20 protein-coding genes and 1 pseudogene are annotated in these 18,829 nt (G+C 46.3%); 7 read left to right on the forward strand and 14 right to left on the reverse strand.

What is annotated here, in order from left to right:
• Nucleotides 1-70: 70 nt before the first annotated feature.
• Nucleotides 71-1,273, reverse strand: a complete 1,203-nt coding sequence (locus MHI01_RS08490) for a cytochrome P450 (protein ID WP_340982928.1) — start codon at nucleotides 1,271-1,273, stop codon at nucleotides 71-73.
• 486 nt (nucleotides 1,274-1,759) lie between these two features.
• Between MHI01_RS08490 and MHI01_RS08495 the strand changes: the two genes are divergently transcribed.
• Nucleotides 1,760-2,971, forward strand: coding sequence for an asparaginase (locus tag MHI01_RS08495; protein ID WP_340982929.1), 1,212 nt, complete (start codon nucleotides 1,760-1,762; stop codon nucleotides 2,969-2,971).
• A gap of 181 nt (nucleotides 2,972-3,152) precedes the next feature.
• On the opposite strand, the gene MHI01_RS08500 is transcribed toward MHI01_RS08495, so the two are convergent.
• A complete protein-coding gene (locus MHI01_RS08500; RefSeq protein ID WP_253433250.1) occupies nucleotides 3,153-3,785 on the reverse strand; it encodes an O-methyltransferase in 633 nt (210 codons plus the stop codon).
• Between the two features lie 239 nt (nucleotides 3,786-4,024).
• Between MHI01_RS08500 and MHI01_RS08505 the strand changes: the two genes are divergently transcribed.
• From MHI01_RS08505 to MHI01_RS08520, 4 genes are all read left to right on the forward strand, one after another.
• Nucleotides 4,025-5,179 (forward strand): THUMP domain-containing class I SAM-dependent RNA methyltransferase, encoded by a 1,155-nt coding sequence (locus MHI01_RS08505; protein WP_074094429.1) that lies wholly within the window; start codon nucleotides 4,025-4,027, stop codon nucleotides 5,177-5,179.
• A 214-nt stretch (nucleotides 5,180-5,393) separates the two neighbouring features.
• Nucleotides 5,394-7,394 carry an LTA synthase family protein gene (locus MHI01_RS08510; protein ID WP_340982930.1) on the forward strand — a complete coding sequence of 667 codons (2,001 nt, stop codon included), beginning with the start codon at nucleotides 5,394-5,396 and terminating at the stop codon, nucleotides 7,392-7,394.
• 75 nt (nucleotides 7,395-7,469) lie between these two features.
• On the forward strand, nucleotides 7,470-7,898 hold the full coding sequence (locus MHI01_RS08515) for a cytidine deaminase (protein ID WP_340982931.1): 429 nt from the start codon (nucleotides 7,470-7,472) through the stop codon (nucleotides 7,896-7,898).
• An 82-nt stretch (nucleotides 7,899-7,980) separates the two neighbouring features.
• The gene (locus MHI01_RS08520) at nucleotides 7,981-8,706 is read left to right on the forward strand and encodes a DsbA family oxidoreductase (RefSeq protein ID WP_036670092.1); all 726 of its coding nucleotides are present in this window, start codon (nucleotides 7,981-7,983) and stop codon (nucleotides 8,704-8,706) included.
• Nucleotides 8,707-9,061: 355 nt separating this feature from the next.
• Here the strand turns inward: MHI01_RS08520 and MHI01_RS08525 are convergent, their stop codons facing one another.
• Both MHI01_RS08525 and MHI01_RS08530 read right to left on the reverse strand, forming a co-directional pair.
• Entirely contained in the window at nucleotides 9,062-9,892 is an 831-nt protein-coding gene (locus MHI01_RS08525; RefSeq protein ID WP_036670089.1) for an aldo/keto reductase, read from the reverse strand.
• Between the two features lie 174 nt (nucleotides 9,893-10,066).
• Complete coding sequence (locus MHI01_RS08530) at nucleotides 10,067-10,348, reverse strand: hypothetical protein (protein ID WP_076209046.1); 282 nt, start codon at nucleotides 10,346-10,348, stop codon at nucleotides 10,067-10,069.
• 149 nt (nucleotides 10,349-10,497) lie between these two features.
• Between MHI01_RS08530 and MHI01_RS08535 the strand changes: the two genes are divergently transcribed.
• Nucleotides 10,498-10,896: a hypothetical protein gene (locus MHI01_RS08535; RefSeq protein WP_340982932.1), complete on the forward strand. Its 399-nt coding sequence runs from the start codon at nucleotides 10,498-10,500 to the stop codon at nucleotides 10,894-10,896.
• 103 nt (nucleotides 10,897-10,999) lie between these two features.
• Here MHI01_RS08535 and MHI01_RS08540 read toward each other — a convergent pair whose 3' ends face one another.
• The 10 genes and pseudogenes from MHI01_RS08540 to MHI01_RS08585 all read right to left on the reverse strand — a co-directional run.
• Complete coding sequence (locus tag MHI01_RS08540; protein WP_017689421.1) at nucleotides 11,000-11,221, reverse strand: DUF1450 domain-containing protein; 222 nt, start codon at nucleotides 11,219-11,221, stop codon at nucleotides 11,000-11,002.
• 21 nt (nucleotides 11,222-11,242) lie between these two features.
• Nucleotides 11,243-11,545, reverse strand: coding sequence for a heme biosynthesis protein HemY (locus MHI01_RS08545; protein WP_036609727.1), 303 nt, complete (start codon nucleotides 11,543-11,545; stop codon nucleotides 11,243-11,245).
• A 142-nt stretch (nucleotides 11,546-11,687) separates the two neighbouring features.
• Nucleotides 11,688-11,945: a hypothetical protein gene (locus MHI01_RS08550; RefSeq protein ID WP_017689423.1), complete on the reverse strand. Its 258-nt coding sequence runs from the start codon at nucleotides 11,943-11,945 to the stop codon at nucleotides 11,688-11,690.
• A 196-nt stretch (nucleotides 11,946-12,141) separates the two neighbouring features.
• Nucleotides 12,142-13,353, reverse strand: a complete 1,212-nt coding sequence (locus MHI01_RS08555) for a M14 family metallopeptidase (protein ID WP_340982933.1) — start codon at nucleotides 13,351-13,353, stop codon at nucleotides 12,142-12,144.
• Between the two features lie 228 nt (nucleotides 13,354-13,581).
• Complete coding sequence (racE, locus tag MHI01_RS08560) at nucleotides 13,582-14,391, reverse strand: glutamate racemase (RefSeq protein WP_076249991.1); 810 nt, start codon at nucleotides 14,389-14,391, stop codon at nucleotides 13,582-13,584.
• Between the two features lie 221 nt (nucleotides 14,392-14,612).
• Nucleotides 14,613-14,990: a YtxH domain-containing protein gene (locus tag MHI01_RS08565; RefSeq protein ID WP_017689426.1), complete on the reverse strand. Its 378-nt coding sequence runs from the start codon at nucleotides 14,988-14,990 to the stop codon at nucleotides 14,613-14,615.
• Nucleotides 14,991-15,175: 185 nt separating this feature from the next.
• Entirely contained in the window at nucleotides 15,176-16,090 is a 915-nt protein-coding gene (locus MHI01_RS08570) for a DUF4261 domain-containing protein (RefSeq protein ID WP_340982934.1), read from the reverse strand.
• Nucleotides 16,091-16,100: 10 nt separating this feature from the next.
• Entirely contained in the window at nucleotides 16,101-16,562 is a 462-nt protein-coding gene (locus MHI01_RS08575; RefSeq protein ID WP_076318399.1) for a DUF86 domain-containing protein, read from the reverse strand.
• A gap of 173 nt (nucleotides 16,563-16,735) precedes the next feature.
• Complete coding sequence (locus MHI01_RS08580; protein ID WP_017689429.1) at nucleotides 16,736-17,023, reverse strand: Dabb family protein; 288 nt, start codon at nucleotides 17,021-17,023, stop codon at nucleotides 16,736-16,738.
• 286 nt (nucleotides 17,024-17,309) lie between these two features.
• Nucleotides 17,310-17,693, reverse strand: a pseudogene (locus MHI01_RS08585) (phage holin family protein); the annotation flags it as partial.
• A gap of 448 nt (nucleotides 17,694-18,141) precedes the next feature.
• Here MHI01_RS08585 and MHI01_RS08590 point away from each other — a divergent pair.
• Nucleotides 18,142-18,738 (forward strand): helix-turn-helix domain-containing protein, encoded by a 597-nt coding sequence (locus tag MHI01_RS08590; protein ID WP_017689431.1) that lies wholly within the window; start codon nucleotides 18,142-18,144, stop codon nucleotides 18,736-18,738.
• The last annotated feature ends 91 nt before the right edge of the window (nucleotides 18,739-18,829 follow it).

Consider the following 18,829-nt stretch of genomic DNA (forward strand, 5'->3'; position numbering starts at 1 on the left):
TTCATTTGAAAAAGCCGCTTCCAGCGCCTAATTGGCCTGAGAGCGGCTTTTGTCATTCATGTGCCATTCATCATTTATTTATTAGATTGAATTCTATCGGATAATGTTTCACACCAAATACAAAAGCACTTTGTATCGGTTGCAGAGCCGTTCCAGGCACAAGTTGAATGTTCCCCATGTGCTGAAGCAATGTATGAAGAACTACCCTTGCCTCCAATCGAGCGAGTGGTGCACCCAAACAAAAATGAATGCCAAAACCAAAGCCCATATGCCTGTTCGGCTTGCGATCAGAGATGAAATCTTCCGGGTTTTCAAATTGGGCACTGTCCCGATTAGCTGCTCCAACCCAGGAAATCACCTGCTCTCCAGCTTGAATCGTCTGACCATTCAACTCTACAGTTTCCTTGGCGACCCGCCCAATCGCCACAATTGGCGGATAATATCTCAGCGTCTCTTCAATCGCAGAAGTAATCCGCTCAGGATGTTCGCGCAACTCCTGTTGTAGCTCGGGTTGTTCAGACAGAATACGAACCGCATTGGTAATCAGGTTGGTTGTTGTTTCATTACCGGCAGCAAGTAAGAGAATACAGAAGCCAACCACTTCATCTGAAGTCAATTGCTGACCATCAATCTCCGCAGCAAGCAGTAATGAGATCAGATCATCCTTTGGCTGCAACCGACGTTCTTCCATAATGCCAGTGAAATAGATATGCAACTCCTGCATATTTCTTTTTTTCTCCTCCAATAACTCCTGGAAGGCCTGCTCACTATCGTCACGCGCGCCTTTCACCAACACATCAGACCAGTCTTTGAACTTTTGACGATCCGCCGCAGGGACTCCGATCAATTCCGCAATGACAATGACGGGCAGTGGTGTTGCAAGGTCATCAATAAGTTCCATATGTCCTTCTGACAGGTGTGGAGCAATTAACTCATCTGTGATTTCCTGAATACGCGGAGCCAATGCTTCAATTGCCTTGGGTGTAAACGCCTGATTCACCAGATCACGCAGCTGCTTGTGTTTGGGAGGGTCTGTCGTCAACATGCTCGTATTGGCACGATCACGTGCAGAAGAGAATAGTTTCGGATTTTTCAGAACGTACTTCACATCTTCATAACCAAAAACATCCCAACATTCTCGATGCTCATCATAGCGGACTGGAGTGTTATCACGAAGTTCTGCATACACCTTGAAGGGAGATAACCTCTCTTCCAAAGTCTCCAGTTCCCGAATCGGAATGTAATTTGCATACTTTCTCGGTGCCTGTTTCATCGTTTCTCCTCCAATCAATGTTATATATTTATTTACATATGTTGATCACCCCTATTATAAACATAACTCTATAACGAAACCACTCTTTAGACCGTAATTGAGCCCCATTACCTAATATGCGTTACTATCATCCTCTCATTCTGTTACCTACTTCTGATATGAGTCCCAATTCGACATTCTTTTATTAAAATGCTTCATTTTATCAGGACAAAAGACTCATTATGTAATGTTAATTAACATTGTAAAGACATTTCTCTTTTCAAAACTTTTAAAACCAGCTCTTATATATCTCTAGCAGAATGAATATTCTTTCGTAATTCCTCATAAATAATCATTTTACTCTCATTATCTACGAATGTAATCGATTACTCTATCATTATCTAAGTTTGTCATATTACTTAACATGAAATACAATCAATTTGAAATGGTATACATATTCTTCTTAACAAACTTAACATCACACTTACTTGAAGGAGAGTGCTATTCATGAGTAAAACATCCAATCTTCGTCCCTGGGCCGTATGGAGTACCGCAGCTTTAACAGCATTAACCATCTCGTTGTCCCCCATTGGAACCTACGCCGCGCACGCAGCTACGGTAGAGGTGAAAGGCACAACAGGTGCTGTTCAGACAGCAACTACTACTCCAGCTCGTAATACTTCCATCCCTGCAATACCTGACTCTTCCAAACAATCTGCACTTCCTAATGTATTGGTGATCGGAACTGGCGGAACGATTGCCGGTCAATCCGAGGACGCCACCAGCTTCCAGAATTACAAGGCAGGTACACTTCCCATTGGAGAGATGGTAGACGCCTTACCGGATAAACAGAAGATTGCTGATGTTAGCACACTCCAATTCGGAAACTCAGGTTCAGGTTCCTATAGCATGACCGACCTCTATGACTTGTCGCAGACGGTAGACAAAGCTCTGGCAACGTATGACAGTGTTGTCGTTACCACGGGTACAGATACAATGGAAGAAATCGCTTATTTCCTCGATATGACGGTTCAGAGTGACAAACCTGTCGTGATCACAGGCTCCATGCGTCCATGGACCGTCATCGGTTCTGACGCTCAAGCCAATCTGTACAACGCCATCAAACTTGCAGGCAGTGGTCGTACCACTTCATTTGGCACAGTACTCATGTTGAATGACACAATTCAGCTCGCTCGCGGTGTAACCAAGACAAATGATTATCGAACAGATACGTTTGAAACGCCGATGCTCGGAGCTGTAGGATATATTGATGAAGAAAACATTCGAATCTACCGTGCTCCTGCACGTGCCTTGAAACCTGAAGGCACAGCGAAGCCCGTATTTGATCTAAGTAAAATCACAAAGGCAGATCTGGCCAAAGTAGAAATTGCGATCTCATATCAAGAAGCTGGCGGCGGAGCCATTGAAGGATTCGTGAGCAGCGGTGCCAAAGGAATTGTGACTTCCGGTACCGGAGCTGGCGGTATCTCCAGAGCTATGGGACAAGCTCGTACCAAAGCCATTGAAGAAGGTGTCGTCTTTGTGACCACCACTCGGACGGGTTCAGGAAGTGTGTACGGCGGTGGCAAAGGTATCATTGCAGGCGACAACCTGAGTCCACAACAAGCTCGTGTATTATTGATGCTGGGCCTGTCCTTCAGTGATGATTTTGACACCATCAAAAAATGGTTTGAAACGTACGGAACACCTGAAGTATAAATAGAACTACTATAACGATATCTGTAAACACAAAGAAAGAGACGATACTCCCTGTGATTCAAGGTGTGTCGTCTCTTCTTTTTGTTTTCAGAAAACTCCGTACAGAATCACGATCCCCTCACAAACATAAAAGCGTGAGATCGTGCTCCATCGGAGTTTTATCTTTAGGAAATTTTCACTTTCACTTCACCCAGGCAAGTACCAGCCCATCGTAATCCGGCAACATGGTCGTCACCAGGCGCGGGTCACTTGCCATCTGTTCATTGAAACGACGAACAGCAAGCACGGCCGGGCCCTGCTTGTCCGGATTCAGTGTACGACCACGCAGGAAACAGTTATCACCAACAATAACAGCACCTGGCCGAGCCAGCTTGATGGCATAATCGAGATATACCGGATAATTCTCCTTATCTGCATCAATAAAGAAGAAATCAAATGTGCGACCTTCCTGCTCCAATTGCTCCAGGCTGTCTGCCGCCGGGCCAATGCGGTACTCCACCTTTTCGCCAAAACCGCCTTCCTCCAGATGACCACGCGCCATTGCCGCATATTCCTCTTTCAGTTCCAGCGAAGTGAGAGTCCCACTCTCACGCAAGCCCCGTGCAATGCAGATCCCACTGTAACCGCCCAGCACGCCGATTTCGAGCGCAGCTTCTGCTTTGGATGTCTTCGCTAGAAACGTGAGCAATCGTCCATATGCCGCCGCAACCGAAACTTCCGGCATACCGTTCGAACGGATGGCCTCTTTCACTTTCAGCAAAAGGTCATCCTCTTGAAATAATTGATTTACATATTCATCAGGGGTCAGATTCACCACTAAAATCCTCCTTGGACACTTGGACTGCTTTCCATATGGATGCCAATGTTCTATAATAAATGTTTGTTATCAACACAGGCGGTTGACTGGTGCATCACCTCGAAAGAGGAATGCATACGTTCACCGCATTTCTCATTGTAAGTTTTTTCACGGAAAGCGGCAAGGCCGCACCGTTACTATACAGCATAGAGAAGGATATTCCTTCTCCAGCTTGAAATGGAGTTGAAATGAATCACATGGCTCAATTGCAATTGATTGCAACCTCGGCGATGGGACTCGAGGCTGTTGTTGCCCGGGAACTGAAGCAACTGGGGTATGAAGATGTTACGATCGACAATGGCCGGGTTTTCTTCACAGGAGATTATATTGATATTTGCCGTTGTAATCTGTGGCTGAGAAGTTCGGATCGTGTATTGGTGAAAATGGGTGAATTCCCTGCCACGACTTTCGACGAATTGTTTGAAGGCACCAAAGCACTGCCTTGGGAAGAGTGGATTCCTGCCGACGGCGAATTCCCTGTAGAGGGTCGTTCTCAAAAATCCCAGTTAAGCAGTGTGCCTGCATCACAAGGGATCGTGAAAAAAGCAATCGTAGAGAAACTGAAGCTGACTTATGACACAGAGTGGTTCCCAGAGGATGGGTCTCGTTATGTGATTGAGGTTATTCTACTGAACGATCGCGCCCTGCTTACTTTAGATACGACGGGACCAGGTCTGCATAAACGGGGTTATCGTAAACTCGTTACCGAAGCGCCACTCAAAGAAACACTTGCTGCAGCTCTTATTCAGCTCAGCCGTTGGAATGTATCCCGTCCATTCTATGACCCATGCTGTGGATCAGGCACAATGCTGATCGAAGCCGCTATGATCGGCTGGAACATTGCACCAGGACTTCGTCGGACCTTCAACTCTGAGGACTGGGCTGTCATTCCTGAAGAATTGTGGGAACAGGCGCGCGAAGAAGCATTCGATGCTGTACGTGACGATGTCCCGTTACAAATTTCCGGTAGCGATATTGATCCTGAAGCGATTGAAGTTGCTATGGCAGCGATCAAAAGTGCTGGCTTTGCCAAAGATATTGAAGTCAGCGTCCTGCCCGCTCATCGCGCAAGACCACAGGGTGAATATGGTGTCATCATTACCAATCCCCCATATGGTGAACGTTTGAGTGAAGAAAAAGAAGTTCAGAAGTTGCTCCGCTCATTAGGGCGCAGTTACCTCGACATGCCAACATGGTCCTTTTTTGCAATCACATCAACCAAAGCTTTTGAGGAGTATTTCGGTCATAAGGCAGACAAACGTCGCAAGTTGTTCAACGGACGAATTGAAACCCAGTACTATCAGTATTTGGGCCCACTGCCCCCACGAAATAAAGCACCACAATCTTCATAATTATTTCGAATCTAAAGTGCTCCTGCCATCCATGGCCGGGGCGCTTTTTTTGTGCGCTTTTCTGGTCATAAGAATTCACCGACTTCGGTCTTCGGCTGGACAAGATTCAATTCTCCCTGAGGCATAGTTGAAAACACATGAGGCCACGCTATAATGGATGGAGCCCTATTTTACATTCCGATTACAAAACAACAAAAGCAAGGAGGACATACATATGGTTGTCACTCGGCCTACGCGTAGCTCCATGCCACGCGGGCTTCTAAATCATCCATTAACGTTATATCTTATTTTTCTTGTGCTCATGCTGCTCAAACTCATGTGGCTCCATCACAATCTTCACGCTTATAACATTACGATGGGACTGCTGGATAAAGTCATCGCTATAGGGTCTTTACTACTCTTGTCCTTCTGGACCTGGTTGCTGCCACGTAGAGGCATGATCTTGTCTCTCGCCGTACTTAACCTGCTGCTTACCGCACTAATCTACGCCGATATGGTGTATTATCGCTATTTCCAGGATTTCTTGACCATCCCGGTATTGTTGCAGGCGAGACAAGTTGACGCATTGGGTGACAGCATCGCTACACTGATCTACACAAGTGATCTCTGGTTCTTTGCCGACTGGCTTGTCGTCATTCCGTTCGCAGCTATCGTACTGTTCAGCAGACGTTACCGTTCGAAGCACTCCAGTACGTCTGTTACTGGTTACGGGAGTTATTCGTATAACGATGGCAAGGCACGGTTGCGCCGCCGTCTCACGGCTGGCAGCATCGCCCTTGTGCTGGGACTCGGCCTCGCGGTTGGCCCGATTTATTTCTACAGCAAAACATGGGCCAAAGGCCTGTTCGATAACAACTGGTGGAATGTATCCATGTATAATGTGACCGGACTGCTCGCTTTTCACGGTTATGATCTGTACAACTTCGCCAAAGACCATATCGGCTCCGGGCCGCAGGCTGATCCCGCTGATGTTGAGCAAGCAAAAGCGTTCTTTGCTGAAAGGCAAGGAACTGCCCCGCAGAATGATGCCTTGTTTGGCAAATATAAAGACAGCAATGTCATCATTGTTCAGGGTGAGGCTTTTATGAACTTCATGATTGGCCAGAGCATTGGGGGTCAGGAGATCACACCGTATTTTAACGAACTGATGAAGGAAAGCCAGTATTATAGTCACTTTTATCACCAGACAGGTCAGGGCAGAACGTCTGATGCCGATTTTGGCGCAAACATATCACTGCATCCACTTCCGGTTGGATCAGCCTTTGTACGATATGCAGACCATACGTATGATTCACTACCTTCCATTCTGAAGGATAACGGGTATAGCACCAACGTATTTCACGCTTATGAGAGCGGATTCTGGAATCGGTATACGATGTATCAGAACATGAAGTACGACAAGTTTTATAGTAAAAATGATTTTGCACAGGATGACCCACTTGGCTGGTCCCTGTCCGATGAATCCTTTTTCCGCCAATCCGTTGAGAAAATGAGTAGTGAGGTGACCGAACCGTTCTATTCCTTCCTAATCACTCTTACCAGTCACCATCCGTATGCCTTGCCAAAAGAGAAGCAGCAACTGGATGTAGGCGAGTTCCAGGGAACCATGTTTGGTAACTATCTGCAGTCCGTTCATTACGTGGATTCGGCACTGGGTAAGATGGTCGAGGATCTGAAAAATCGGGGCTTATGGGAAAATACCATCTTTATGTTCTACGGGGATCACGACAACTCGATTAAAGAACAATCACAATACGAACAGTTCCTGGGACGTTCACTGAACGAACTGGATATGGCACAGATCATGAACGAGGTCCCCCTGCTCGTGCATTTACCGGACGGAGCAGCTGCCGGAACCATCAACGAACCTTCGGGACAACTGGACATCACGCCTTCCGTACTGCATTTGCTAGGCTTATCCGACCAGTCCTATTATCACATGGGTAACGACGTATATGACGGGTCTGTGCGTACGGTTGTGCTGCGTAATGGCACATTCTCGGATGGTTCTGTATTCTATATTCCATCGGATGATTATATCTATGAGAGCGGTGTTTGTTATGACCTGTCCACACGCGACAAAACGGACATCAATGCTTGCCACTCCAGTCATGATGAAGCAACCAAACGATTGCATGTCTCGGACACGGTCATTACTTATGATTTGATTCAGCGCTTTCGAGAGGAAGACAGTTCAACAGCAACATCGCAATGAACAATATCGTAATGACAAGCTAAACAAATACACGAAATGAATTGAATTGGATTTAAAAAGGAGAACTTGCATTACATGACATCACACACTGAACCACTCAATATTGAACAGCAATTGTTCGATGCAGCCGCAAAATTTGTGAAGCAACGTTATCCTCAGGGATGGGGCGGTGCGGGTGCCGTCTATACAGAAGCTGGCTCCCTGCTGATTAGCGTAGCTCCAGAGGTCATCAACGATGCCACGCATCTGTGTATGGAAACAGGAGCTTATCTGGAAGCCCACAAATTGAACGAACGCGTCACCCACTCTCTCTGTATCGCTCGTAATGACGAGCATTCAGAATTTAAGGTTCTTACACCTTGCGGTGTATGCCAGGAACGATTATTTTACTGGGGCGAAGAAGTCAAAGCTGCCGTATACGATCCTTCTGGTAAACTGGCCTTCAAGAGACTGGATGAGATTCAACCTTACCATTGGTCCAAGGCATATCGGGATAAAAAGTAATCTCCTTGCGAATTATAGAAAGTGGCTTTATAATTGTAACCATATTGGTTTCAACTAAAAGGATGATGGAGGTTTTAATAAAATGAATATTGAGATATGGTCTGATTTTCTGTGCCCTTTCTGTTATATCGGTAAACGCCGCCTGGAGAATGTACTGGAACAGTTCCCACACCGTGATGAAGTGAAGCTGCAATTCAAAAGCTTCGAGCTTGATCCAAACGCTGCATTGAACCCAGGCAAAACCAATTCGGAATATTTGGCTGCCAAATATAATATGAGCGTGGAACAAGCCAAAGGTATGAATGCCCAGATGAATGCCAATGCTCGTACGGCAGGACTGGAATACAATATCGATGCCATGATCCCTACGAACTCCTTCTCAGCTCACCGCTTGACACACTGGGCAGATACACAAGGCAAAGCGCTTGAACTGAGTGAACGGATTTTCCAAGCTGTGTTTATTGAAGGTAAACACTCCGGCGACCCTGAAGTGTTGGCTCAGTTAGCAGAAGAAGTCGGTCTGGATCGAGAGGCAGCTACGGCAGTGCTGTCCAGTGATCAATTCACCGACAATGTCCGCGCTGACCAAGCGGAAGGCGAGCAACTCGGCATCCGCGGTGTACCGTTCTTTGTATTCGACCGCAAGTTCGCCGTATCGGGCGCTCAGCCTGACGAGGTGTTCCTGGATGCCATTCAAAAAGCATGGGACGACCGTTCCCCTTTCACCATGGTTGAATCCAACACAACAGAAACAGACGGCAGTGGCATCTGCACAGATGACGGATGCGAAGTCCCGAAAAAAAATTAAGCCAATTCACACAAAAAAAGCAGCCGGATCAGGGATATTTCCCGATCCGGCTGCTTTTTCTTATACTTCTTAATTACCCACCAAATCTAAAGATGGATTTGTAATTTTCACGATAACGGAGTGGGCAGAAAAAAGCTGGAGAAGCGGAGCGCTCGCATTTATCACCGGATTTCTCCCTTGATACAGGGAATTTCAAAAAAATCCGGGGATAACGGCGATCGAAAGATTGTTCTGCACAAGTAGTGTCTTAGCGTGACCGATTATGCTACATCTTAAACCCACGAAGAACGATTCCGTAACCGGAACAACCACAAGTAGTGCATCAAACACTTATATTCAATTAGCGTTCACCCACTTAATCCCAAAACAGTTGATCCGGATGTGGACCCGTCCGCTTATCGGAATCAAGTGCATCAATCTGTCTCAACTCATCCGGTGTCAATTCAAAGTCAAAGATGTCCGCATTCTCACGAATACGCTCCGGGGTAACCGACTTCGGAATCGTCACAATTTGATTCTGAATGTCCCAGCGCAGAATGATCTGTGCCGGTGTTTTCCCATATTTTTGGGCCAGTGCTTTGAGGGTGGACTCTTGGTTCAGCTTACCTTTCATGATCGGGCTCCAAGCCTCCAGTTGAATTCCCTGCGCCCCGCAGAAATCTTGCAGTTCTTGTTGGATCAGACCCGGATGCAGCTCTACCTGATTAACCGCAGGCACCGTGCCACCTTCATCTATGATATCTTGCAAATGGTGTACTTGAAAGTTACTCACACCAATCGCACGAATGCTTCCTTCGCTATATAGACGTTCGAATGCTCTCCACGTCTCCTTATACTGATCTCTGCCAGGCCAGTGAATTAAATAAAGATCAATCACATTCAGTCCAAGTGCCTTCTGACTGGCTTCAAATGCTCTCAACGTTGAATCAAATCCCTGATCCTCATTCCAGAGCTTGGTCGTCACAAACAGTTCGTTACGGGCAACACCACTGCTTGCAATAGCTTGTCCCACTTCTTCCTCATTGCCATAGATGGACGCGGTATCAATACTACGATATCCAACCTCCAAAGCGGTCTCAACCGCCTGTTGTACTTCCTTACCTTTTGCTTTATATGTTCCAAATCCTAGCCATGGCATCGTTACTCCGTTGTTCAGAATCGTACAATCTGTAATATGTTTTGTCATTCTGTACCTCCCGTATGGAATTTTGCCTGCTCTTGTTCTATTAACCTTCTCACAAAATTTTAAGCGACCATTCGACATACTGTCGGAGTAAACCCATGGACCCAGAGTCTTTGCAAAAGATATGAAAAACCCGCAAAGCATTGCTGCCCTGCGGGTTCTGATGTGACAGGAACGTTATAAATTCCCTTGACCGTGCTGACTCTGGATTGAATTCAATCTTCTCTTCTCCTCGATGAACATTTCCTCTGCCAACTCAACACCTTGCCCTCCGAGTGAAAGCTCTGCTTGTCGCATCGCCTGCTCCGTGTGTGCCAGACGTCGTTCCGCCTGTACAATGGTCTGTGCCGTCGGATGAGACATGGCCTGAGATACAGCATAATGAAGCTTGTTCACCGCATTTTGCGCCTGAGATACGGTGGTATCGGCTTGCAAACTGGAATCATAACGCTTCGGCATGAGTATTCCTCCTTGGGATTATCATGTTCCTGTTACCCCTTTAGGATGGATAACACAAGCCTTCCTTATTCTTCTTTTGTGTTTTTATCGTAACTTTAGTTGATCACGCTACGTTTATTAGATAATCATGTGAGTCGGGAGGAATTTATTTGAAGAAAATATTACTGACACTTTGCATGTTGCCCTTGCTCATTTGGGTACAGGGCTGCACTCCTGCTACATACGAGATAGAAGGATATACAGCGTCATCCATGAACCCAGACATCCCGGTTCCAACCAATGCAAAACTTATTGAGAACATAACTTATTCCGATGATCCAAATCTTAAAAAAGGCGCTAATTACGAACTGAAACATATTGGGGGTGAGCAAGGACTCTACCCACCAATGGATTATTTTCAGAAGTTAGCGGATACAGGTTGGGTAGAATTGGAGGAAAAACGACTGGGAAATGTACATTTTCTGAAAAAGGATACTACCGTCATCGCCATTGAAATTCGAGAAGATACCTTCCAAATTACTGAGTTGGTCGAAGGTGCTATGGAGTAACACACCCTTTCACTTCTACCCAAACGCAAAAAAAAAGGAGAGGCACGTAGCCCCTCCTTTCTGATGTGTGGACAGTTTTCTCCACTCACCTTGTTATATCCTATTACTTCACAAACTTTGCGACTTTGGCGAGCACTTCTTCTTCTGTCGGCGCACTGATATACCGACCATTAATAAAGACAAATGCACGTTTCGCGCAAGGACCGCAATAGGATTTGCACCCAATCTTGATCTCCGTGTCTGGAGCCATTTTTTGCAACTTGGGCACAATCGATTTCAGTCGGACATGATTACACTTTTCGCATACGCGGATATCGTTAGCCATGAGTTCCCCTTCTTCGCGCCCTTAGTGGTCGCCGTGATTACCTTGGGATGGATTCGTAATAACAAATCCCTCTTCCGGGAAGTAGAGGTAGTCAATTTTAACACCGTTCAACAAAGGCTGATCATTCGCGAGAATGACATCAATCTCTTTATCGGTAGATACAACTGTATCATTTTCTTTTGGTGTGTCGATATCCAGGCCGTAGTGAGCATGGTCACCATGTGCATGGGTGATGACAACGCGCAGTTTTTTTCCTTCGTTCTCCGGCTTGTCCAATTCAAGCTTCAATACTTTAGCAGCATTACGCGTAATTTTGCAGTTCATTCTCTTCATCTCCTATATTGTAATTGCAGATTTCAACAATTTCAGCATTCTTAAACTACAGCATCTATTGTAAAGAAAGTTACCGCTCTTCGCAATAACATTGATGCGAATTCAATGTCAATATGATCCATTGGGCCGCAAATTAAGAAGGTGCCCCCTCCTGAAGCACAGGATATTTACGTTCTGCCCGGCTTACAAACCAGTTCATCAGAATCAAAGTGACCCCGATATCATCGATGGGCATAAACGGCATTACGTCAGGAAGTACCCAGTACAACAGCGCTGGAATAATAAACAACAGCTTTTCTCCCAAAGGAATCTGCGGAGCCCGGAGCAGCCGGGGGAGCCTTTTGAAAACTTGTGTCCATCGTTTGAACGACAGTAGTCTTCTCCACTTCATTTGAATCCCTCCGTATAATTATATATGTCGCCGAAAAAGCACATCCATCATTACCCGTTCGAAAACCATTCAGAACGAATGACGTGACATGCCATTATCAAAAATAATAAAAACGGAACGTCGCTCATGGCGTCCGTTCCTGTTATACGAATGATCTACTGTTAAGTTTCACACCTTCGTAATTCGGGGTCTTGCCTCATTGTCCATTGGATAACAGTTCAGCCAGCAACATTCCCACTTCTATACAGATATCATCAAACTGTTCTACGGGAAGCGGATTAACACCCAATCCAACTTCTACCGTGAAGCCCGGTCTACCGAAATCTTGAATAAACCAGTCCTTGTATCCGGCATCACTGCCACCGAGCTTCACCGCCTTGTAGCCGGAAGCTTTGGCGAGTCTACGCGACAGCGGTCCACTCTCTCTAGGTTCCAGATCACGGTAGTTCCAATAGATCTCCTGTCCCTGACTATGCAGGGATACAACCGCATCAAATGTATGTTGCTGCGTCCACTGCGCAAGCGCCTGTGCCTCCGGTTCTGTCAATGGCGCTGTCCCAGCATAATCCCTGGGGCCAGGTGAGGTTATACCTCTTCTCGCTGCCTCTTCATCCCAATGGGCTGGAAATTGATCATTCAGATCCACCCCTCTGATGTTGGCCTTCCAATGGGTGAAATGTGATCTGTCCGCATTCCAGGCTAACAACTGCTGTGCGTGCGGGTGCTGATTGACCACACCTTCCTGAACCAGTTCGACCCCGTCCGGATTAACCATCGGCACGGCCCAGAGTGTCGTATCTTGCATCCAGCGTTCTGTCTGGTATTGATGCCATGTCCTATGCGCACTATACGCCTCGGCATACTCTTCGATAAACTTCATCAGAACTGCTGTTGTCAACCACTCATTCGCATGAACGGAAGCATTAACATGGATATGTCTCGACCCTTGCCCAATACGCAAATAAGGCAGCGACTTCCCCATGACACTTGTTCCAATGGACCCTGTTTCAATAAACGGGTATTGATTCTCCAGCTTGTCTATATCCCTGATTAATTCTCGATAACCATACTCTCCCTGAATCTTTACAATAGTTTTTCCATTCGAAGCCGGAATATGAATACAGCGACCAACCCAGTCGGTTATATTGGTGATTTCGGGATTGGCCTGGCGCAACACCTCTTCGTCCAGACCAAATCTCCCTGCAATCTCCCCTACACGTTCTCCAGGCGGTACAGCGTATCTGCGACCTGTCCCGGGGGCAATACGCAGCATCTGACCTGCCAGCAAGTATGGCTGGGAAGCCACTTCCGGGTTTAGTGCAGCAAGGAACTCTTTGGTCATATGGTGTGCTGACGCAATTCGCGGCAACGTATCTCCCCGCTGAACAATAATCCACTGTAGATCCATGTTGTTCTCCTTTCCACAGGAAAAGACAGGTCTCCTGTCCAGTTCTGACCGATTTCGTGTCTGTAACATATGTATGCAGGTCAGGTTGTCCGTCATGTGACAAGAATCATGTTTATCTCCTGTTAATGCATAATGACGACAAAAAATCCCGGAACTTCACAGTTCCGGGATAGTCCACAACCAATATACATTAATTAAAAGTCTTATTCATGCATAATTTGAGTATAACTATGATAATTGCGTTACCTGCCAGACAACAGGGGTCTTGGAGATCTGCTCCCCTAACCATCGACGGGTGATATTCTGGAACATTCTCGGGTCACCCGTGCAGAAAAATTGATGCACCGGAGTCTCATCCCCACTGGCCAGCTTTCGTTTATCATATAAAATCGTACTGATTTCACGTGCCGTTTCATCTGCTGAACTGATTAACTTCACTTCCTGTCCCATAACTTCCTGAATCGTGTCCATGAGAAAGGGATAATGCGTACAACCCAGAATAAGACAATCGATTGGCTGTTGTTTGATCTCGCCCAATGATTGTTCCACCGTATGTGTCGTGTGCTCGGAACGAAATTCACCTTGTTCCACCAACGGCACCAGCGCCGGACAAGCCTGACTGACCACATCAATATAGGGGGACAACTGCTTGAGTGCTGATGTATAAGCCCCACTACCGATGGTACCCGTGGTACCAATCACACCAATACGTCCTGTACGTGTCGCTGTGATTGCGGCCCGCGCACCTGGATGTATAACACCAATAACAGGCATATTCACTTTGCCACGGATATACTCCAACGCGGCTGCTGTTGCTGTGTTACAGGCGATAACGATAACCTTCGGATCGAATTGGATCAAGAAATCAACGATTTGTTCCGTAAATTGTTTTACTTGTTCGGACGAACGGGGTCCGTACGGTGTCCGGGCAGTATCCCCAAAATAAATGATCTTTTCCCGCGGGAGCTGACGCATCACTTCCTTGGCGACGGTCAATCCCCCCACACCGGAGTCTAATATAGCGATTGCTTGCTGCACGAACACACCGCTTCCTTCTTCATTGAATTGGTTCTCAAAACGTTTGTTTCTCAGAGCTTTCTTCCTACCGTATGAACATTCCGGCAAAAAGGTACCTACATCTTACCCGATTTCATCGCAGGGTTCAAATTAAATCCACGCGCTACGTCATCTATGTGTGGACACGCAACAAAGCAGGCTCTCCTCTAAATAGAGGAAAGCCTGCTTATCCTAAGCTTTGCTTAGTTGTCGTCCTTGGACTCATCCGCAGGAAGCTTCGCTACGATGTCAATTCCGGGTTCATCCACTGTTTTATCGATATCGTTATCAACAATGGCTGCCGATATGCGAATTTCTTTCCCTTCAGCGCAATTGCGCCAGGATTGAATATCCTGAATCACGACATCTGCGGTCTCTTTAACTTTGGATACGATCTGCGAACTTTGTTCTCCCACGATACCAGCCAGTTCCTGACCTTTCTCCGACACCTGACGAGCACCTTCTGTAATATCCTGACGAAGTTCACGTCCCGATTTCGGCGCCAGCAATAATGCCGTTACTGAACCAACCACGGAGCCAATAAGAGCTCCCCACAACAAACTTTTGTTAGAATCCTTCACGTCACATCTCTCCCTTTACTATTGTTTAAGTACCGGACTAGAAGCAACGGTCTGTCGCTCAGCCATCCGGGCGAATGCCTACTCTGTTGATGCATTATAAGCAGCACAGGCTTGACTTGACACTCCAGATGTTAAAAATAATCTGAACGCCCTTTTTGAATGGATGCAAATGACTTGGCTTAAACTCAGTTCTGACGAGCCGGCTCGAGATCAGCCGCGGCATGCTCATCCCCCGGGTCCAAATCAATGACATATCGTCCAGGTGCAATCAATGCCACCTGATGTTCACAACGCCAGCGACGTCCACCTGAAGAACCCAGCGTCTGTCCATCTTGCAGAACATCCCCCTGATCAAATATGTAATACGCTGCACCCAGTAAGGTCTGAGCCACCGTATCGGGATCAAGACCGACGAAGTGACACTGGACATCAGGTACACCCAGCGCAGATAATCCCACGGTATCCATGACCAACCCGCGCTGTTCCTCTGTACCTCCGGCTTGATACATTCGAACGTTCATGGCTGCATACAGATGTTCCTCACGTTCCTGAGCTTGCGTGTATGCTTCCGGTTCAACCAGCTTATCACTGCCATACCAATACAGCGCGTCACAGGTCACACTCTCCATGATTGCCAGTACAGTCTTCTGAAACAGCTCCAGGCGCTGTTTACGAGGCATGGCAGCCGTGAACATATCATGTATCCGAATGGAGTAACGCGCAGCTTCCACAGCTTGTCCCACTTCCGGCCAATGCCATGCTTGTTGCAGAGCACCGCCAAAGCGAGCACGATCTGCGATTTCATTCACAGGAAGCATGCAAGTCTGAGCAGGGATATCCCCTTCCTGGAAGGATACCTTGTGGTCCAGATGATAGAAGACAAGCATCTCATGCTTTTGCCCTCCGCTCTCTTGTTTCACATCCAGTCGGACTTGTCCTGTATGACGGATCATAGCTTCCTGCAAACGCAGGCGATCCACCTCTGGACGTTCCCGGAACAAAAGTTCAACCATATACACCGGATGGAATCCGGAAGGTGTTTCATTTGTTTCGTTACTTTCAGTATTTACTTCATTGAATTCTTTTGATTCATTTGTCATGCGATTTCCCTCATTCCTTACGCTGTCCCTCGGCCTGTGCCGTATTGAAAGGACCAAGTTCTTTTTCCACGTAGGCGCTAACCTGAGTAGTAAAATGTTCAAGTATACTCGGCAACTCTACGCTAAGTGGATGGAGCTCAGACCGCTCCCAAGTGTAATAATCCTGCACCAGTGGCTTGCGTAACGTGACAAGCTGACGCAATATCTCATAGGTCGGATTATCAAAAACCTTTTCTTCATAATTAATCTGAATAATATCATCATAGCTGCTTGCATCTCTCATGATGAAGCCGTCTATCAGATAACTTCCCACATCGGTAACAATCTCGATCGCCAGGTGAAGACAACGTTCCTGTACCATACCCAGCATGAGACTCCCATCCCAAGCTTCTGCTGCCCCGCGAAGCCCTTCAGCTACTTCCGGTACAGCAGCAAGCCGGCGGGCAATCTGTTCTCTGTTCACATAATACATTCGTTCACTTCCCGTTCAGTGAGTTATCGGTTCCGTTTCCCTCTTCGCTTAAGCCAGAATATCATCACAGGACAAGCGATTAGAAACACAACAAAAATATATAGAAATTCCATAACGTCTCTTAAATCGCTCATGCAGAGTCCCCTTTATCTCAACGTAGTTTGAATGATAGATCAGATTTCGTAGTCCACTGCAATTGACTGTTCTCTGACTTCGTTCATGTACTTGATAACTTCCTGATGAAGCGGGTGTACCTGATACGCCTGGAGATCCTCCAGTGACGCAAACTCCGCTGTGAGTGAGATGTCGAACGATCTCTCCGAGCGAAGCACATCAATCCCGATTTCAAGTGAAACCAGGACATCAATTTTACCTTCCAGATTGCGAAGCACTTGGGCTGCAGCTTCAATACTTTCTGCTGAGCGATCTTTCATTTTGAACAGGACAATATGTTTTATCATCTGGGCAAACACCTCGTTTAATATAATAGTAGAAATGAATGAATTTTCATGTATCCAAAATATATCATAACGTTCTCTATTACGAAAGGATACCTGGAAACGTTCTCTTGATTAAGAAAAACTAATCCGAACCGTTTCCTTTCGATTCGGATTTCTTTTGCGATCCATCCTCCGTCTGTTTCGCGGAGTCATCCTGCAAAGTTTGTCCTGTTTCAGCCTGCTGCTTGATGTCGTCCGGGGTTTGCTGCGGTTTGGACCATTCACGATTCGTCAGATATTCCTGATCCTCCTGTTTCTTCAACACTGCAATGGCCTGTCTGAGCTTTGCAGGCAATGGAAGACCGATTTTGGCATAATTCTCGGTAATCGAAATGAGTTCATTCACCAGATAGAAATAAATAGCTCCTCCTTTGATAAAATCGGTTCCCATGATCAGATCAATTCGATGAGCAAGCAAAACAACCGTCAGCATGAGCCCTTTGCGAGCAATCCCCCAGAATCCAATGTTGCTATTCAAGCCGGTACCTGTTCTTACCGCCGCTGCCAAACCTGTTATATAATCCACAGCCATCGCGACCGCGAGCAGGCTCAGCAATTGATCCCATCCGCCAAAAGCAAACGTAACAAATGCTCCCGAGATGACAGCAAAGGTATTCACAGATAGATGCACGTTCCTCACCTCTCCTTTACACTTGAGTATCATACAATATATGTAAAAGTAAGAGATTTGACAGGTCACATGTCATGCTGAACATGCGGATTTATCATTTCAGATTTGTGCACATCCTCTTCGCAACAGTGGAACGAAAATCACATGCTTTTGGGGAATTCAGGGAAATAAACCGCATCATATCAACAAAAAACAGATAAAAGTTCTTTAGACCTAGTAATAAGTAATTGGAACTATATTATTTTTATTCCTGTCCAATTTCTCCCCTCATTTTTAGTGAAACATTGTAATCTAGGAATATACTAGGATGTGAATTGCGCATGGTCTAGTTCGTAGTTCCCTCTTTATCGTGAATTGACGCATTGACGCATTTGTAACCGGTAATCCCGGCACTTGAAAGTACCCCGTTGTTTATTGTAGTATTTGGTTAAAAAAAATCGGAGGAAATATGCCTAATCAACCAGAACAACATTCCATCCAGGCGTGGTCTCTGATCAACCGTAAATACTTGGGAAAAGGCGTCCGTGTTAAACGATTCCGAAAACCGACACGCTGTCAAATCCGCAATCGTGTTCTTCTTGCCGTGCTGATGGCCAATGATATCAAGTTGTCCCAGCTTGCTGAAGACCTCTCCATCTCTTCACGCAGTGTCAGTGCGTGGGTATATGAAGGACGGATACCCGGCAGTACCAATTTGGACAAGACTTGCCAATTACTCGGCTACCCGCGTCATATTCTCTTCAATGAAGAAGTTGTGCGTAATAGCCCTGTCATATGTCAACCCGAGTCATCTCGCTTCATGAAGCGTACGGTGACCCGTTCTCCGGTTAGTAACCGTATTTTGACAGGCTTGTGTATGGTCCATGATCTGTCGGTGACAGATGTCAGCCACTGGATCGGGGTTCATCCCGGCACTTTCCGCAAATGGCTGCATCAGGGAACACTGCCTTCTGCTGCATTTCAGGAACAAGCGGAGCAATTTTTCCGTATCCCGAAAACTATTTTGTTCGCAGATGTCATCTTGAAAGATCGTCGCAACAACTAAATAAGCGAACAGCCAAAAGGCTCTGATCTCCCCATAGGGAGGCCAGAGCCTTTTTTAAAATAAATGCATGCCTTCTCTCTCGGACTTGAAG

It is taken from the genome of Paenibacillus sp. FSL M7-0656, assembly GCF_038003225.1.
Taxonomy (GTDB): Bacteria; Bacillota; Bacilli; order Paenibacillales; family Paenibacillaceae; genus Paenibacillus; species Paenibacillus amylolyticus.